Origin of the sequence: Streptomyces sp. NPDC050560, assembly GCF_044457285.1 — a bacterium.
In the GTDB taxonomy this organism is placed as follows: domain Bacteria; phylum Actinomycetota; class Actinomycetes; order Streptomycetales; family Streptomycetaceae; genus Streptomyces.
The window spans coordinates 82,342-99,208 of the sequence record NZ_JBITGT010000014.1 but is presented as its reverse complement, the minus strand read 5'-3'; the positions used below and the strand labels follow the sequence as shown (position 1 = coordinate 99,208).

The window sequence follows — 16,867 nt, the reverse complement described above, 5'->3', positions numbered from 1 at the left end:
CCTCAGAAAGCGCACGCGCGGCCGACCCCCGTCTGGCCCCCCGCCGGATGCGCGGTGGCGCGATCCGGGTTGGACTCGGGCCATGAGCACCGAACCGCCGCCGCCGGAGGACGACCCGTTCAGGAAGCAGCCGCCCCCGTCAGGCGGCGGGGGCCCCTACGGCACCCCGCCCCCCGGCGACGCGGGCGGCCCCACCCCGCCCGGCGGCTCCGGCCCGTACGGCGGCGGTCCGGGCGGCCCTTACGGGGGCGGCTCCGCAGGCCCGTACGGAGGAGGCCCCGGCGGCGCGGGTCCCGGCGGCCCCTACGGCGGCGGCCCGCAGGGCGCGGGGGATGACCCGCTCGCCGGGATGCCCCCGCTGGCCGGTTCGTGGCGGCGCACGCTCGCCCGGATCATCGACATGATCCTGGTGGGGATCGTCGTCGGCCTCATCTCCTGGGGCGTCGGCACCAGCGAGTACCACGTCGACCCGGACGAGATGCGATTCAGCAAGTCGTTCGGACAGTCCGTGATCGCGGCCGTGCTCTACATCGTCTACGACACGTTCCTCATCGCCAGGAACGGTCAGACCCTGGGCAAGCGCTGGCTGCGGATGCGGGTGGCGAACCTCAGCAATGGCACCAACCCCTCGGTGGGCGCCTCGCTCGGCAGGGCCGCGGTGCTCTGGCTGCCGTTCGCCTTCTGCTGCGCCTGTGTGTGGACCGCGATCTGCGGCGGCTGGTCGTTCTTCGACCGCCCGTACAAGCAGGGGCTGCACGACAAGTCGGCGAAGACCGTCGTGGTCAGCACCCCGTGAGCGCGCCCCACGGGACGCGGCCCGCCGCGGCGGGCCGCGCGGGCTCAGCGGGAGGAGTGGCCACGCGCGCTGTCGGAGACGCCGTGCCCGGTGAGGTGACGCGGCGCGGTCCGCTGGGCCGGCACCGCCGCGGGCAGCGGGCGCTCCTGCGCGAGGCGCCGGGCATGCCGCGGCATCCGTACCGCCACGGCGACCACCACCCCGAGGGCGAGCGCGACGAGCGCGACGACCACGACGCCCGCGCCCGACGTCGTCTGCGACAGCAGCAGCATGGCGACGGTGGCGAGCACGACGGTGGAGAGACCGTAGGCGATCTGTGCGGCGGTCGGACGGGGCATGGCGTGATCAGTCCTCGAAGCGGCGGTACCGACGGGAAGGCGCGTGACGGTCGCGGACCGGCGACACTGCCGGACGGGCCGCTGGTGCGGATACGGCGTGCGATACGGGCGCGGGACACGGCCGTGCACGCCGCTCCCGCCCTCCCCTGTATGCCCGAGCGGCACTGGCGGTAAGCGTGGCCTAACCCACGGTGCCGGTGCACAAGGGGCGCACGGATTCACCGAGTCCAGTGGATGGACGGTGTTCTGCGCCCGGCTGCCGTCCACGGCGCCGTCCTCGCGCGTCCGCATTCCGGAGAGCGGACGGGACGGGTGACGCGCGTAGTGCAGTCGACCTGTACAAGTCAAGGTCTGTCTTTTCTTCGTCAACTCCGGTCGAATGTCGTCACTTGTGACGCGATACCGCGCGCGGACCCCCACGTCCGGACCCCCGGACCGTGCGCGCGGGCGCGGGGGAGGAAAAATCCACGTGAGAAGAATCCCAAGAAGATTCGGCATGTTCAGAACCGGCGCGGTGGTGGTGGCGATGGCCACCGCCACCACTGCGTTCTCGGCCTACGCGACCACGGCGCAGGCCGACGGGCACGCGGGCGCCCCGGCGGCGATCGACCGTCAGGACCCGGCCCCCGGCGCGGCGAAGGGCCTGGGCGCCCACAACCTGCCGGGCCCCTTCAGCAAGGAGCAGGACGGCCGGCGCAGGGCCGCCATGCAGGACGTGCTGTCCGGCAGGAAGCACGTGCAGAAGAAGGACGGCTCACAGGTCGTCAGGCTCGGCGACAGGAAGTACGTCGAGCTGGGCCGGGAGAAGACCGACAAGATCTTCACCATCCTGGCCGAGTTCGGCGACAAGGTCGACGACACCACGATGTACGACCCGGACGGCCCCGACGGGCCCGAGCCGCCGGTCGTGCAGTACGGCGGCGAGCCGGGGCCGCAGCACAACGAGATAGCGCAGCCCGACCGCAGCCAGGACAACAGCACCGACTGGCAGGCGGACTTCGACCGGCAGCACTTCCAGGACCTGTACTTCGGCACGGGTAAGGACGCGGGCGGCAAGAAGAAGGAATCGCTCAAGACCTATTACGAGAAGACCTCCTCCGGCCGCTACTCGGTCGACGGCGAGGTCTCCGACTGGGTCAAGGTGCCGTACAACGAGGCCCGCTACGGCTCCAACTACTGCGGCGCCACCAACTGCGACAGCGTCTGGGACCTGGTGCGCGACGGCGTCAACGCCTGGGTCGCGGACCAGAAGGCCGCCGGGAAGAGCGACGCCGAGGTCAAGGCCGACCTGGCCCAGTACGACACCTGGGACCGCTACGACTACGACGGCGACGGCGACTTCAACGAGCCCGACGGCTACATCGACCACTTCCAGATCGTGCACGCGGGCGAGGACGAGTCCGCGGGCGGCGGGGTCGAGGGCACCAACGCGGTCTGGGCGCACCGCTGGTACGCGTACGGCAACGACGCGGGCCACTCGGGCCCCGCCGACAACCAGGCGGGCGGCACCGAGATCGGTGACACCGGCATCTGGGTCGGCGACTACACGATGCAGCCGGAGAACGGCGGACTCGGCGTCTTCGCCCACGAGTACGCCCACGACCTGGGCCTGCCCGACCTCTACGACACGGTCGGCAGCTCCGAGAACTCCGTGGGCTACTGGTCGTTGATGTCCGCAGGCTCCTGGCTCGGCACCGGCAAGGACGTCATCGGCGACCTGCCGGGCGACATGACCGCGTGGGACAAGCTCCAGCTCGGCTGGCTCACCTACGACGAGGCCAAGGCCGCGACCAGGTCCGCCCACAGACTGGGGGTCGAGGAGTACAACACCAAGAACCCCCAGGCGCTCGTCGTCGACCTGCCGAAGAAGTCCGTCACCACCACCGTCGCCAAGCCCGCCCAGGGCGACTCCCAGTGGTGGAGCGGCATGGGCGACAACCTGAAGAACACCCTCACCAGATCCGTCGACCTGACCGGGAAGAGCAAGGCGGAGCTGTCGCTCAAGGGCTGGTACGACATCGAGAAGGACTACGACTACCTCTACACCGAGGCGTCGACGGACGACGGCGCCACCTGGACCCCGCTCGACGGCACCGCCGACGGCAAGCCCCTCCCGCGTGACGCGGGCGACCGGCCGGTGCTCACCGGCACCAACGGCGCCTACCAGGACCTGGTGTTCCCGCTCGACGACTACGCGGGGAAGAAGATCCAGCTCAGGTTCCGCTATCTGACGGACGGCGGGGTCGCGCAGAAGGGCTTCGCCGCCGACGAGATCACCGTCACCGCCGACGGCCAACCCGTCTTCTCCGACGACGCCGAGTCCGACGCGGGCGGCTGGACCGCCTCCGGCTTCTCACGTATCGGCGAGTCCTTCACCAAGGACTACGACCAGTACTACATCGCCGAGAACCGGCAGTACGTGTCGTACGACAGGACGTTGAAGGTCGGCCCGTACAACTTCGGCTCCGCGAAGCGCCCCGACTGGGTGGAGCACTACCCGTACCAGAACGGCCTGATGGTCTGGCTCTGGGACACCTCCCAGGTCGACAACAACACCAGCGTCCACCCGGGCGAGGGCCTGATCCTGCCGGTCGACTCGCACCCGGACCCGCTCCGCTGGTCGGACGGCACCGTCGTACGGAACAAGATCCAGCCGTTCGACGCGCCCTTCAGCACCCGCCGCACCGACGGCTTCACGCTGCACCAGGCCGACGAGCCGTTGAAGATCCCGTCCAGCCCCGGGGTCCCCGTCTTCGACGACCACAAGGGCTCGTACTGGTCGGAGGACAACCCCGCCGGAAGTGTGCGCGTTCCTGACACCGGTACCCAGATCAAGATCCTCAAGGAGCCGAAGGACGGCTCGACCCTGACCGTCCAGGTGGCGCCCTCCGCCAAATAAACAGGTAAAGTCCCAGTTCAGAGCATGATCGGCCGTCGCCCCCTAGCGGGGTGGCGGCCGGTCGTGTTTAGGTGCGTCCTGTGGATTCCTTATTGACGCGACGTCTCCCGGGGGTGTGACCGGAATGAGCTCGGGAGGGTACAGCAAGCAGCCGGACGGCAGCATGGTGGTGGCCCTGACGCTGGCCGCCCCCGGCGCCCCGGGCGCGGTGCGTGCCGGTGCGGCCACGGTGCGTGTGGTGGTGCGCTCGGTGAACCGCTCACGGGCCCTGACCCGGCTGCGCAACACCGGACTGCGCGGCGTCTACCTGCGGGGGAACACGGAGCCGCCCACCCCGGACGAGATCACGGCCGTGCTGCACCACCCCGACGGCCTGATATGGCGGGACGCCCGCGGTGACGCGGCCGAGCTGTGGCACCCGATCCGGGCGCTCTGGGAGCACGGCGCCACGGGACCCGCGGGCCCTTCGACGGGCCGCGCCGCATAGCGCGGCGCCGCGGCCCTGCCGACCGCGCCCGGGAGCGGGCCCGGCCGCGCCTGGGCGGGGGCCGGAAGGTCTAGAGGACCGGCTTGCCGGTGAGGGCGACGCCCGCGTCCGTCAGGTCGCGCTGGGCCGCCTCCGAGGTGTCCGCGTGGATGCCCGCGGTGAGGTCGAGCAGGACCTGGGTGCGAAAGCCCTCACGGGCCGCGTCCAGCGCCGTGGCCCGTACGCAGAAATCGGTGGCGATGCCCACGACGTCCACGTCGGTGATCTCGTGCCCGCGCAGCCAGTCGGCCAGCGAGAGGCCGTTCTCGTCGAAGCCCTCGAACCCGCTGTACGCGGCCGCGTACGCGCCCTTGTCGAAGACCGCGTCCACGGCGCCCGAGGCGATCGCGGGGGCGAAGTTCGGGTGGAAGCCGACGCCCTCGGTGCCCGCCACGCAGTGCGGGGGCCAACTGTGCACGAAGTCGGGGTGGTCGGAGAAGTGGTCACCGGGGTCGATGTGGTGGTCCCTGGTCGCCACCACGTGCTGGTAGCCGGCCGGGGCCTCCCCGATGAGATCGGTGATGGCGGCGGCCACGTGCGATCCCCCTGGGGCGCCGAGGCTGCCTCCTTCGCAGAAGTCGTTCTGTACATCGACGACGATCAACGCACGACGCATGTCGGGTGTCCTCTTCGAGGGGTTTTCATGGACTTCGGGGAGTTTCGGGGGTTCGGTGCCTTCGGGGAGTCCTGGCGCTCGGGGCCGGGGGCGGGCGGGGCCGGACCCGGGGACCGGCCGGGCGGCCCGCGCCCCGTGGGCGCCCGCTCCGACGGAGTTCACCTCACAGACCCTAGGGACTGGCCCGGCATTCCGCGAGGGCGGGCATGGGCCCCGGCGCATACCACAGGGAGCGCCGGGGGGCGCACCCCCGGGGCGCCCGGGCGCACCCGGCGCACCCCGCTCCGTCCCGCCCCCGCGGCTACCGGTACTCGGTCGGGATGACCGCCTCCCCCCGGGAGAGCTGGGTGGCGGACAGCGGCAGGTTGGCGCGGGCCGCGGCGTGCCGGTCGCGCACCGTGTCCAGGGGCTCCCTGGTCACCACCGTGCCGCCCTTGACCAGCTCCACGAGGAGCTGCCGGTCGGCGAGCGCGGCGGGCACCGCGCCGGTGCCGACGACCTCGGCCTCGGCGACCCCGTCGGCGTCGAGACGGCGCGCGGCCCACTTGCGGCCGCCCACCGACAGCTTCCCGCCCAGCGACTTCTTCGCGACCGGTACGAGCGGCGCCCCGGGGTCGCCGGACTCGGCCCTGGCCACCAGCTTGTACACCATGGAGCTTGTGGGGTGCCCCGAGCCCGTGACGAGCTGGGTACCGACCCCGTACGCGTCCACCGGGGCCGCGGCGAGGGAGGCGATGGCGTACTCGTCGAGGTCGGAGGTGACGACGATCCTGGTGCCCGTGGCGCCCAGCGCGTCGAGCTGGCCGCGCACCCGGTGCGCCACGAGCAGCAGGTCCCCCGAGTCGATGCGGACGGCGCCGAGTTCGGGGCCCGCGACCGCCACGGCCGCCCGTACCGCCTCCGCGACGTCGTAGGTGTCCACCAGCAGCGTCGTGCCCCGGCCGAGCGATTCCACCTGGGCGCGGAAGGCGTCCGTCTCGCTGTCGTGGAGCAGGGTGAAGGCGTGCGCCGAGGTGCCGACGGTCGGGATGTCGTAGCGGAAGCCCGCGGCGAGGTCCGAGGTACTGGTGAAGCCGCCGATGTACGCCGCCCGCGAGGCGGCCACCGCGGCCAGCTCGTGGGTGCGGCGGGCGCCCATCTCGATCAGCGGCCGCCCGCCCGCGGCCGAGGCCATCCGGGACGCGGCGGCGGCGATGGCGGAGTCGTGGTTGAGGATGGACAGCAGCACCGTCTCCAGCAGCACGCACTCGGCGAAGGAGCCCTCCACCCGCAGCACGGGCGAGCCGGGGAAGTACACCTCGCCCTCCGGGTAGCCCCAGATATCGCCGGAGAAGTGGTAGCCGGAGAGCCAGTCCAGGGTGCGCGCGTCGACGATCTCCTTGTCCCGCAGGAAGCCGAGCACCTGGTCGTCGAAGCGGAAGTTCTCCACGGCGTCGAGCACCCGCCCGGTGCCGGCCACGACCCCGTAGCGGCGGCCGTCGGGCAGGCGCCGGGTGAAGACCTCGAAGACGGAGCGCCGGTCCGCGGTCCCCGAGTGCAGCGCGGCTTGCAGCATGGTCAGCTCGTACTGGTCGGTGAAGAGCGCCGTCGACGGGACGTCCACCGGCAGGCCCAGGTCCGCAGGGTTCATGCTTCGATGCTACCCCCATCTCGTCAGACTGACGATTTCAGGCCGGGGGATGTGTGCGACGACACGCCGCAAGTGGCAGCATGGGGCCTGTGACGGCACCAGCCCCCCTTGAGATCGAGAAGCCCGAGGCCACCGAGGAGGCTTCGGCGGTACCGGAGCCCGACCTGCCCTGGGTGACCATCGTCCACAACGACCCGGTCAACCTGATGAGCTATGTGACCTACGTGTTCCAGGCGTACTTCGGCTACTCGAAGGACAAGGCGACCAAGCTCATGATGGACGTCCACCACAAGGGCCGCGCGGTGGTCTCCACCGGCTCCCGCGAGGAGATGGAGCGCGACGTCCAGGCCATGCACGGGTACGGTCTGTGGGCCACGCTCCAGCACCAGTAGCGGGCGGGACAGGGGCCGGTCGGGGCTTGGTGCCGCAGGTCCTGTCCCGTGCGGTGGCCCGCCGTCGCGGCGGGAGCTGAAGGGCCTTCGGCCCCTTCGGGGTCAGGCCGTGTCCTGCGCCGGGCCCCTCCACCCCTGCTCCCTCAGCACCCCCGCCACGTCGGGCGCCCGGTAGTGGCCGCCCTTGAGCACCTTGCCGTCCGCGCGGCGCGCCACGGTGCCGTCGGGGGCGACCTTGGTCATGTTCGCCCGGTGGATCTCCGCGATCACCGCGTCCAGGTCGATGCCGTGCACCAGCGCCGTGCCGTACGCGACGTACACCACGTCGGCCAGTTCGTGCGCCAGCTTGTCGAGCGGGCCCGTGGCGACCTCCGCGACCTCGGCCGCCTCCTCCGCGAGCAGCCGCGCCCTGTGCTCCCCGAGCGCGGCGGGCACCTCGGCGGGGACCGCGCCGACGTCGAGCCCGAAGGCCGTGTGGAAGGCGCGCACGGACGCGGCGGGGGAGGGGCGCACGGCGGCGGGGCCCCCGGCCCCCGCGGGCTCTTCACCGGCGGGGGCGGGGGAGTGGAGACCGGGGGCGGGCGTGGCGGCGGCTGGTGAGGTGGGACGCATCTGCCCGAATCTACCGGGACCCGCGTCCCGCGGTCCCCCGGGTCAGTGCACCCGCAGCACGCTGTCGCCGGGGTAGACCGCCTCGGAGCCCAGCTCCTCCTCGATCCTGATGAGCTGGTTGTACTTGGCCGTACGGTCCGAGCGGGACAGCGAACCGGTCTTGATCTGGCCGCAGTTGGTGGCGACCGCGAGGTCCGCGATGGTGGTGTCCTCGGTCTCGCCCGAGCGGTGCGACATCACCACGGTGTAGCCCGCCTTGTGCGCGCTCTCCACGGTGGTCAGGGTCTCGGTCAGCGAGCCGATCTGGTTGACCTTCACCAGGATGGAGTTGGCGTAGCCGCCGTCGATGCCCTGCCGGAGCCGGTTCACGTCGGTGCAGAACACGTCGTCGCCGGTGAGCTGGATCCGGCCGCCGAGCGAGGCGGTGATCTGCTTCCAGCCGTCGAAGTCGTCCTCCGCCATCGCGTCCTCGATCGACGCGATCGGGTAGCGCGAGACCAGCTCCGTCACATACGCGATGTGCTCGTCGACGGAGCGCCTGACGCCCTCGCCCGCGTAGTCGTACACCCCGTCGCGGAAGAACTCCGAGGTGGCCGGGTCCAGTACCAGGCAGATGTCGCGGCCCGGCTCGTAGCCGGACGCCTCGACGGCGCGGACCACGAACGACAGCGCCTCGTCCGCCGAGCGCAGGTTCGGCGCGAAGCCGCCCTCGTCGCCGACGTTGGTGTTGTGGCCCGCGTCGGACAGCGCCTTGCGCAGCGTGTGGAAGACCTCGGAGCCCATCCGCACCGCCTCGGCGAAGCTGTCGGCGCCGACCGGGGCGATCATGAACTCCTGGAAGTCGATCGGATTGTCCGCGTGCGCGCCGCCGTTGATGATGTTCATCATCGGCACCGGCAGCAGGCGCGCGCCCACCCCGCCCACGTACCGGTACAGCGGCAGCCGGTGCGCGGCGGCGGCGGCCTTCACGGTGGCGAGCGAGGCGCCCAGGATCGCGTTGGCGCCGAGGCTGCCCTTGTTGGCGGTGGCGTCCAGGTCGATCATCGTACGGTCGACGAGGGACTGGTCCTCGGCGGTGAGGCCGACGAGTGCGTCGGCGATCGGGCCGTTCACCGCGTCGACGGCCTTGCGCACGCCCTTGCCGTGGAAGCGGGACGCGTCGCCGTCGCGCAGCTCCACGGCCTCGCCCGCGCCCGTGGAGGCGCCGGAGGGGACCGCCGCGCGGCCGAAGGAGCCGTCCTCCAGGGTGACGTCGACCTCGACGGTCGGATTGCCGCGACTGTCGACGATTTCGCGGGCGACGACTCTGGATACCGCAGTCATGGGACTCTCCTGAAAACTCGTTCCCTGATTCTCAGTCGCCGCCCATTCTGCCAGAGCCGTTTCGGCCGCCCGCCCGCCCCCTTTATGCTTCTTCTGAGCGCACCCCGACTCAATTGTCATACGCCGACGCAGCTTCCCGCCGGAACCGCGCGACACCCCCGTCACCCGTCATTCCACCCCTCGACCACGGCAGTTCACCGGCCACCACCCCCTTTCGCCCTATACAGGACGCCCCCACGGCCGACCCCGGAAGGAACCCCTCGTAAGACCCCCGTAAAACCCTCGCGGAAACCCGCCAAAAGCCCCGTACGGCCGTCCGGAATGCAACAGAAATAAGCCGCCCCCGGCCCTCCCCGCCCCTCCCGGATAACCGGCGCGACCATGCGCGGAATTTCTGCGTCCGGTCATGCCCTTGTTACGCTGGAACGATTAGGTGTACGCGCCCCCGGCGGGCGCACGGCCGCGGAGAAACGGTCGCCGTGGCACGTGCCGGGGCGGGCGCGGACGGGCGTGGACGGAGGATCGCGGGGTACGGTTCCCGGACCGGCCCCCGGCACGGCCGGATGAACCCTCAAGCAGCATCGGAAGCGGCGGCCCACTCCATGTCAGGACAGTTCACACCGATCCCCGGGGGCGGCGCCGCCGTCACGCTCGACGAGGTCGAGATCTCCATCATCAGGTCGCTCGCCACCCAGCTCCTCGAACTCTTCGGCCCCGGCGAGGAGACCCCCGACGACCCGCTCGCACAGCTCTTCGAGGAAGGCCCGAGCGAACCCCCGAGCGACCCCGTGCTCAAACGCCTCTTCCCCGACGCGTACGGCGGCCCCCAGGCCCCCGGCCGCCGCCCGCCGGACGACAAGGAGGCCGCGGAGCAGCGCGAGCGCGCCGCCGAGTTCCGCCGCTACACCGAGAACGACCTGCGTGCCCGCAAACGCGACGACGCCCTGGCCGTCATCCGCTCCCTCGACGCCCTCGTCCCCACCGGCGGCTCCGCGGAACTCCACCTCGACCCCGAGGGCTCACGCCGCTGGCTCGGCGCCCTCAACGACCTGCGGCTCGCCCTCGGCGAACGCCTGGAGGTCAAGGACGAGGACGAGATCGAGGACCTGTTCCGCCTCCCCGACGAGGACCCCCGCAAGCCCTTGGTCATGGCCTATCTGTGGCTCGGCTCGCTACAGGAGACATTGGTGGCGACGTTGCTGCCGTGACGGCCCGTCTGGCCGATCATAAATAAGCCCATAAGCCCCACCCCTGCTATTTCTGGTGTTGCGCAGTCCGCGGACGTACCAGGACCAGGCAAGGGAGTTCCATGACCTCTGTCGAGCTGGACACCGAGGACGACGGGCAAAGACCGGCCGAGGCGGTGGTGGAGGGGGGCTCCGGGGGGTACCGGCGGGCGCTGGGGGCCCGGCAGATCCAGATGATCGCCATCGGCGGCGCGATCGGCACCGGGCTCTTCCTGGGCGCGGGGAAGGCGATCGCGAAGGCGGGACCCAGCCTGGTGCTCGCCTACGCGGTCTCGGGTGTCGTGATCTTCCTGATCATGCGGGCCCTGGGCGAACTCCTCATGTACCGCCCGGTGTCCGGCTCCTTCGCCGAGTACGCGCGCGAGTTCATCGGCCCGCTCGCCGGGTTCGCCACCGGCTGGACGTACTGGCTGTTCTGGGTGGTCACCGGCATCACGGAGGTCACGGCCGCCGCCACCTACATGACGTACTGGTGGGACATCCCGCAGTGGGCCTCCGCGCTCGCCTTCACCGCGGTCCTCTACGGCGTCAACCTGATCTCCGTGAAGCTCTTCGGCGAGCTGGAGTTCTGGTTCTCCATGGTGAAGGTCACCGCCATCGTCGGCATGATCCTGATCTGCCTCGGCATCCTCCTGCTCGGCTTCTCCGACGCGGGTGACGACGCCTCGGTCAGCCACCTCTGGGCCGACGGCGGCTTCTTCCCGCACGGTGTGGGCGGCACCCTGATGACGCTTCAGATCGTCATGTTCGCCTTCCTCGCCGTGGAACTCGTCGGGGTCACCGCGGGCGAGTCCCGGGACCCGGCGCGCACCCTGCCGCGGGCCATCAACACCGTGCCCTGGCGGATCGCCGTCTTCTACGTCGGCGCCCTGGTGATGATCCTCTCCGTGGTGCCATGGACCGCCTTCGCCGCCGACGTCTCGCCCTTCGTCGCCGCGTTCCAGAAGATGGGCCTCGCGGCGGGCGCCGGGATCGTCAACTTCGTCGTGCTGACCGCCGCGCTCTCGTCCTGCAACTCCGGCATGTACTCGACCGGGCGGATGCTGCGCGACCTGGCGCTCAGCGGCCAGGCGCCCGGCAGGTTCGCCCGGCTCTCCCGCGGTGGCACCCCGCTCACCGGCACCACCTTCTCCGCGGTGCTCATGCTCGCCGGGGTCTGGGTCAACTACCAGTGGCCGGGGGAGGCGTTCACCTACGTGGTCTCCTTCGCGACCATCTCCGGGATGTGGGCGTGGGTCGTCATCCTGGTCTGCCAACTGCGGCACCGGGCGGCGGTGCGCCGCGGCGCGCTGCCCGAGACCCCGTTCCGTGCGCCGCTCGCGCCGTACGCGGGCTGGTTCTGCCTCGCGTACATCGCCCTCGTGGTGGTGATGATGGGCGTCGACAAGGACGCCAGGGTCTCGCTGTACTGCGCGCCGCCCTGGGCGCTGCTGATGGTCGCGGGCCATGCGCTGGCACGCCGCCGCGCCGCTCGCGCGCTCCCGTCGACCGACTCCCCGTGAGGCCGCCGCCAGGGCCGTGCCCCGGGCGGATGTCCGTGATACGGACGGCCGTGTATCAGCCCTCGGAATGAGCACGGTGGCCGCTTATCCTGGCCCGCATGCTGACCATCACCCAGGATCTGTACGACAGGATTGTCGCGCACGCCCGCAAGGACCACCCCGACGAGGCGTGCGGGGCCGTCGCGGGACCCGAGGGCGAGGACAGGCCCGAGCGCTTCATCCCCATGCTGAACGCGGCGCGCTCGCCCACCTTCTACGAGTTCGACTCCCATGACCTGCTGCAACTCGACAAGGAAATGCGCGCGAGGAAGGAGGACCCGGTCATCTTCTACCACTCGCACACGGCCACGGAGGCGTACCCGTCGCGCACCGACATCTCGTACGCCAATGAGCCGGGAGCCCACTACGTCCTGGTCTCGACGGCCGACACGGACGGCTTCGGCGAGTTCCAGTTCCGGTCGTTCCGCATTCTGGACGGGGTGGTGGAGGAGGAAGAGGTACGGGTCGTCGACGCCTACTGACGCCGCTCCCGCGCCCCTCCCCGTTCCCGGTCGCCCGGGAACTCCGGTCCCGTCCTCCCGCAGGGTTGCCGGGCCGGCCCGAGACTCCGCAGCTCATCCGACCCCGTTCGGTGCCCCGCTCGGCGGGGCGCCACCGGTCTCGCCCCGCCCGCCGCCGAACGCGGATGCGACCTCATGAGGCGGACCGCCCGCCGGCCGCGGGGGCCGGCGGACCCGGAGCCCGTCACCGCTCCTGGCCCGCCGGGCAGGGGGGCCGGGCGCCGCGTGGCGCCTGGCGTCCGCACCGGGTCACCTCACCGCTGTCCGCCGCTCTTCCCGCCGCCGGAGCCCCCGGCGTCCTCGGGGAGGTCGACGTCGATGCGCTCCTTGCGGACCTCACCGTGCACCGTCTCCTCCTCGGTGTGCTCCTCGACGGCGAGCCTGACCCGCTCCACCGGCACCGTCTCCGTCTCCACCACGGCGCGCTCGGCGTGCAGCGTCACCTCGCGCTCGCCCTCGGCGATGCCCGCGCCGGGCGTGGCCGCGGAGGCGCGGTCCGACTCGTCGATCGGCTCGCGCACCACCTTGACCTCCTCGTGGCGCAGCCGCACCGGCTGGTCGGTCTCCTCGGTGACGACGTACTTGCGCAGCCTGGCCCGGCCGGTCTCACGGCGCTCGGTGCCGATGTGCATGCGCTCCTCGGAGCGGACCATGTACGCGTCGCCGGCCCGGCCCTCGCCCGGCATGTCCATCGAGCCGGGGGCCGTGGCGTCGGCCCCGGCGGTGCCCGCGGCCATGTCCGGGGTGCGCGCCGTGCCCGCGGTCATGCCGGTCGCCGCGGACGGCTGGTCCCCGGCCTTGCCCGCGGCCCCCGCGGCGCCCGCCGCACCGGCCGCGCCCGCCGCACCGCCGGCCCAGCCGCGGTCCGGCTCGTTGGCGTCCTGCCAGGCGGCGTCCCAGTCCACCCCGTAGTACTCGTAGAGCCGCTGTTCCTCCTCCGCCGACAGATGCCCACCGGAGTCCACGTCGACCTCGGGGGCCTCCTTGACCTTGGTCTTGTCGAACGGCACTTCCAGGTGGTCCTCCACCAGGCTGGCGTCCCTGATCGGGATGAAGGACTCGCGGTTGCCGAACATGCCGGTCTTCACGCTGGCCCACTCGGGGCGCCCGCTCGCGTCGTCGAGGAAGACGTGCTTGGCGTCCCCGATCTTGTTGCCCTCGCTGTCGTATACCGCGTGGTCGAGCACGCTGGGGATCTGCTCTCGGGTGATCACGGTGTGCTCCTCGTCTCTGTCGCATGTCTACGGAGCGTCTCTCGGAGGGCGAGTCACCATGCGAAACCGAATAAAACGGATAAACATCGCGAAACCGTTCAATCATCGACGCGCTCCCCGGCGCCGTGCCGCGCTATCCCACATGCCGGGCGCCGTTCATCCACGACCCGAGATCAGTCCCCCGCCGTTCAGGGGGGAATCGATACGATGACCGCATGGTTCCCCCTGACGTGAGCAGCGGCATGCCGGGGCCCCGCGCGGTCCCGTTCGGCTACGCCCGCTCCGCCTCCGGCCTGCTCGGGGCCTTCGGATGCGGCGCGGCGCGGCTCCATGTCGACCTGTGCAGGCTCACGAGCGCCATCTGTACGTGCTGAACCACCGCGCGGCCACCGGGCCCGCGGCCGTACGGCGGGGCGCCGTGCGGCCCCGCGGTGGCCGGGCGCCCGTCACCAGGGCCGCGGTGCCGAGCCGCCCACCCGACACCCTCCCGACAGGAGCCAAGACATGGCCATCGAGGTCCGCATCCCCACCATCCTGCGCCAGTACACCGACGGCGCGAAGGCCGTCGAGGGCAGCGGGGACACCCTCGCGCAGCTCATCGCCGACCTGGAGACCCGGCACGCCGGCCTGCGGGCCCGCCTCCTCGACGAGGACAACGCCGACCAGCTACGCCGCTTCGTCAACGTGTACCTGAACGACGAGGACGTCCGTTTCCTCGACGGTGTCAACACCAAGGTCGCCGACGGAGACAGCGTCACGATCCTCCCGGCGGTGGCCGGGGGCCGGGTCTGAGCCCCGATGCGCTACGACTCCCCGCTTGCGGCCGTCGGCAACACCCCGCTGGTGCGGCTGCCCCGGCTCTCCCCGGCACCGGACGTCAGGATCTGGGCCAAGCTGGAGGACCGCAATCCGACCGGCTCCGTCAAGGACCGCCCCGCGCTGCACATGATCGAGCAGGCGGAGAAGGAGGGCGTCCTCACCCCCGGCTGCACCATCCTCGAACCCACCTCGGGCAACACCGGTATCTCACTGGCGATGGCGGCCAGGCTCAAGGGCTACCGCATGGTGTGCGTGATGCCGGAGAACACCTCACAGGAGCGGCGTGACCTGCTCGGCATGTGGGGTGCGGAGATCGTGCCGAGCCCGGCGGCGGGCGGCTCCAACACCGCGGTACGGGTGGCGAAGGAGCTGGCGGCCGAGCATCCCGACTGGGTGATGCTCTACCAGTACGGCAACCCCGGGAACGCCGCCGCGCACTACACCACCACGGGCCCCGAGATCCTGGCCGACCTGCCGTCGATCACGCACTTCGTCGCGGGCCTCGGCACCACGGGCACTCTGATGGGCGTCGGCCGCTTCCTGCGCGAGAAGAAGCCCGACGTCGCGATCGTGGCGGCCGAGCCGCGCTACGACGACCTCGTCTACGGGCTGCGCAACCTGGACGAGGGCTTCGTGCCCGAGCTGTACGACGCGTCGGTGCTGACCACCCGCTTCTCCGTGGGCAGCGCGGACGCCGTGACCAGGACCAGGGAACTGCTCCAGCAGGAAGGAATCTTCGCGGGCGTCTCGACCGGCGCGGCACTGCACGCCGCGATCGGTGTCGGCCGCAAGGCGGCCAAGGCCGGGCAGCACGCGGACATCGTGTTCATCGTGGCCGACGGTGGCTGGAAATACCTCTCCACCGGGGTTTACACCGCGGCGACCACAGAAGAGGCCATCGAGACCTTGCAGGGCCAGCTCTGGGCCTAGCTAGGTCGTGTCGTTTGGATCTTCGTGGACCAGGGTGCGGCGTCAGATGCTGGGGGTACCTCCCACGCCCTTCGGGCTGTGGGGGAGCATCGCAAGGCGGAGGATCGTCCTCGTACTGGGCGTACGTGGGCGGTCCGACAACGCGGCGAGGTGCCGTAGCTGGCGTCGCACCCCCGCGAAGATCCAAACGACACGGCCTAGGCCCCTGCCTGGGCTCCAGGCCCCCGCGCCCCCGGGACGGTTTCCGGGGGCGCGTCCGTTCTTGCTGATCATTTCAGAATGAGTTCGGTTGGAGGGTTTGGCGGTTGGGGACAGTGGCGGCGGAGTTGTGCGGGTGTCGGGTGATCTTGTGCCTGATGGCCTGTGGGAACGGGTGGTCTCCTTGCTGTCTGCGCGTCCGCCGGGGCGTCATAGGTGTCCCGGTCGCCTGTCGGCAGCCGGCCGGGCTGCCCTGCGCGGGGGTCCTTCTGGCGGAACTGTGAGGGGCGGCTGAGCTGGACATGGTCCGGCGTGGCGTCACCTGGCTGATGCCCCTGCTGGACGCCATGCCTCACATCCGCGGTACGCACGGGAGACCGCGTCACCGGCCGGTCCGTCTGTGCGCGGACCGCGGCTACGGTTTCGGCAGGTATCGCCGCCTGCTCCGGGCCCGGGTTATCACACCGATATCGCCCGCCGCGGCGTCCCGCACCGGTCCGGCCCGGGCAGGACCCGCTGGGTCGTCGAGCGGACCCCGGCCTGGCTCCACCAGTTCACACGCCCCCGGACCCGGTACGAAACACGCGCCGCCCTCCACCACGGGCTCCTCCCACTCGCCTGCAGCATCATCTGCTTGCGACGACTCCGCACCCCATTCTGAAATGATCAGTAAGCGCGTTGATATGCACTTGCGTGTAATGGCCAGGTGTTCGTGCACACCGGTGCGCGAACCGGCGATGCTGCGCGTGCTGTCGATCGCCTGGGGTGAACCGTCGGTACTCGGAGCGCGTAGTGAGAAGCGATGGGTGATGTCCGTATCGGTGACTCGGAGGATCGCATGGACCAGTCTCTTCCCCCCGTACCGTCGGAGGTAGGGATCGCGCGGCTGTACGGGCTTACAGGAGAACCGGACTACCCTGCCCTGAGCCAACTCGGCCGCCTCCCCCGGCGCGCAAGGAAGGGCGCGCCCGACTGGGAAAGGGCAGCCCGCCAGCGCCTTTATAATCTGCTCAGGTCCCAGAACAGGGCGAGTGCTGCTGAGGAGGCGGTGCTGCGCGATGCGGAACTGCCCCTGCAGTCCCGGGGCAAGCACCCGGGTTTCCACATCAACCCCGGAGTAGCGCGGGCCAGTGAAGACGCCCGAGCCGGCTCGGTTGTCGAGTCGGCCACAGGGATCGCGCGGCTGTACGGGCTTACAGGAGAACCGGACTACCCTGCCCTGAGCCAACTCGGCCGCCTCCCCCGGCGCGCAAGGAAGGGCGCGC

Annotated in this window: 16 protein-coding genes and 1 pseudogene; 11 read left to right on the top strand and 6 right to left on the bottom strand. The window is 71.1% G+C overall.

The annotated features are described in order from the left end of the window. Positions 1 to 82 precede the first annotated feature (82 nt). Positions 83 to 796 (top strand): RDD family protein, encoded by a 714-nt coding sequence (locus ACIBIW_RS28880; protein WP_399340116.1) that lies wholly within the window; start codon positions 83 to 85, stop codon positions 794 to 796. A 44-nt stretch (positions 797 to 840) separates the two neighbouring features. Here ACIBIW_RS28880 and ACIBIW_RS28875 read toward each other — a convergent pair whose 3' ends face one another. Then, positions 841 to 1,134 carry a hypothetical protein gene (locus tag ACIBIW_RS28875; RefSeq protein ID WP_399340115.1) on the bottom strand — a complete coding sequence of 98 codons (294 nt, stop codon included), beginning with the start codon at positions 1,132 to 1,134 and terminating at the stop codon, positions 841 to 843. A 496-nt stretch (positions 1,135 to 1,630) separates the two neighbouring features. Here ACIBIW_RS28875 and ACIBIW_RS28870 point away from each other — a divergent pair, with 496 nt between their 5' ends. Then, a complete protein-coding gene (locus tag ACIBIW_RS28870) occupies positions 1,631 to 4,033 on the top strand; it encodes an immune inhibitor A domain-containing protein (protein WP_399340113.1) in 2,403 nt (800 codons plus the stop codon). 124 nt (positions 4,034 to 4,157) lie between these two features. Then, a complete protein-coding gene (locus tag ACIBIW_RS28865) occupies positions 4,158 to 4,520 on the top strand; it encodes a hypothetical protein (protein WP_399340112.1) in 363 nt (120 codons plus the stop codon). A 70-nt stretch (positions 4,521 to 4,590) separates the two neighbouring features. On the opposite strand, the gene ACIBIW_RS28860 is transcribed toward ACIBIW_RS28865, so the two are convergent. Together ACIBIW_RS28860 and ACIBIW_RS28855 are read right to left on the bottom strand one after the other, a co-directional pair. Further along, entirely contained in the window at positions 4,591 to 5,175 is a 585-nt protein-coding gene (locus ACIBIW_RS28860; RefSeq protein ID WP_399340111.1) for an isochorismatase family protein, read from the bottom strand. A gap of 301 nt (positions 5,176 to 5,476) precedes the next feature. Further along, positions 5,477 to 6,805, bottom strand: a complete 1,329-nt coding sequence (locus ACIBIW_RS28855) for a nicotinate phosphoribosyltransferase (protein WP_399340109.1) — start codon at positions 6,803 to 6,805, stop codon at positions 5,477 to 5,479. An 80-nt stretch (positions 6,806 to 6,885) separates the two neighbouring features. Between ACIBIW_RS28855 and clpS the strand changes: the two genes are divergently transcribed. Then, positions 6,886 to 7,197 carry an ATP-dependent Clp protease adapter ClpS gene (clpS, locus tag ACIBIW_RS28850; RefSeq protein ID WP_399340107.1) on the top strand — a complete coding sequence of 104 codons (312 nt, stop codon included), beginning with the start codon at positions 6,886 to 6,888 and terminating at the stop codon, positions 7,195 to 7,197. A 102-nt stretch (positions 7,198 to 7,299) separates the two neighbouring features. Here clpS and ACIBIW_RS28845 read toward each other — a convergent pair whose 3' ends face one another. Continuing rightward, positions 7,300 to 7,809: a MazG nucleotide pyrophosphohydrolase domain-containing protein gene (locus ACIBIW_RS28845; protein ID WP_399340105.1), complete on the bottom strand. Its 510-nt coding sequence runs from the start codon at positions 7,807 to 7,809 to the stop codon at positions 7,300 to 7,302. Between the two features lie 42 nt (positions 7,810 to 7,851). After that, complete coding sequence (eno, locus tag ACIBIW_RS28840) at positions 7,852 to 9,132, bottom strand: phosphopyruvate hydratase (RefSeq protein WP_399340103.1); 1,281 nt, start codon at positions 9,130 to 9,132, stop codon at positions 7,852 to 7,854. A gap of 602 nt (positions 9,133 to 9,734) precedes the next feature. Between eno and ACIBIW_RS28835 the strand changes: the two genes are divergently transcribed. The 3 genes from ACIBIW_RS28835 (at position 9,735) to ACIBIW_RS28825 (ending at position 12,402) form a co-directional block, all read left to right on the top strand. Next, positions 9,735 to 10,340 (top strand): DUF2017 domain-containing protein, encoded by a 606-nt coding sequence (locus tag ACIBIW_RS28835; protein WP_399340101.1) that lies wholly within the window; start codon positions 9,735 to 9,737, stop codon positions 10,338 to 10,340. A 101-nt stretch (positions 10,341 to 10,441) separates the two neighbouring features. Further along, entirely contained in the window at positions 10,442 to 11,881 is a 1,440-nt protein-coding gene (locus tag ACIBIW_RS28830) for an amino acid permease (protein WP_399340099.1), read from the top strand. Between the two features lie 98 nt (positions 11,882 to 11,979). Continuing rightward, a complete protein-coding gene (locus ACIBIW_RS28825; protein ID WP_399340098.1) occupies positions 11,980 to 12,402 on the top strand; it encodes a Mov34/MPN/PAD-1 family protein in 423 nt (140 codons plus the stop codon). Positions 12,403 to 12,695: 293 nt separating this feature from the next. Here the strand turns inward: ACIBIW_RS28825 and ACIBIW_RS28820 are convergent, their stop codons facing one another. Further along, on the bottom strand, positions 12,696 to 13,655 hold the full coding sequence (locus ACIBIW_RS28820; protein ID WP_399340096.1) for a PRC and DUF2382 domain-containing protein: 960 nt from the start codon (positions 13,653 to 13,655) through the stop codon (positions 12,696 to 12,698). A gap of 215 nt (positions 13,656 to 13,870) precedes the next feature. Between ACIBIW_RS28820 and ACIBIW_RS28815 the strand changes: the two genes are divergently transcribed. From ACIBIW_RS28815 to ACIBIW_RS28800, 4 genes and pseudogenes are all read left to right on the top strand, one after another. Further along, positions 13,871 to 14,029: a putative leader peptide gene (locus tag ACIBIW_RS28815; protein ID WP_399340094.1), complete on the top strand. Its 159-nt coding sequence runs from the start codon at positions 13,871 to 13,873 to the stop codon at positions 14,027 to 14,029. A gap of 130 nt (positions 14,030 to 14,159) precedes the next feature. Beyond that, complete coding sequence (locus ACIBIW_RS28810) at positions 14,160 to 14,447, top strand: MoaD/ThiS family protein (RefSeq protein WP_399340092.1); 288 nt, start codon at positions 14,160 to 14,162, stop codon at positions 14,445 to 14,447. A gap of 6 nt (positions 14,448 to 14,453) precedes the next feature. After that, on the top strand, positions 14,454 to 15,404 hold the full coding sequence (locus ACIBIW_RS28805; RefSeq protein ID WP_399340090.1) for a PLP-dependent cysteine synthase family protein: 951 nt from the start codon (positions 14,454 to 14,456) through the stop codon (positions 15,402 to 15,404). Positions 15,405 to 15,738: 334 nt separating this feature from the next. Beyond that, a pseudogene (locus tag ACIBIW_RS28800) lies at positions 15,739 to 16,263 on the top strand (transposase). Positions 16,264 to 16,867 lie beyond the last annotated feature (604 nt).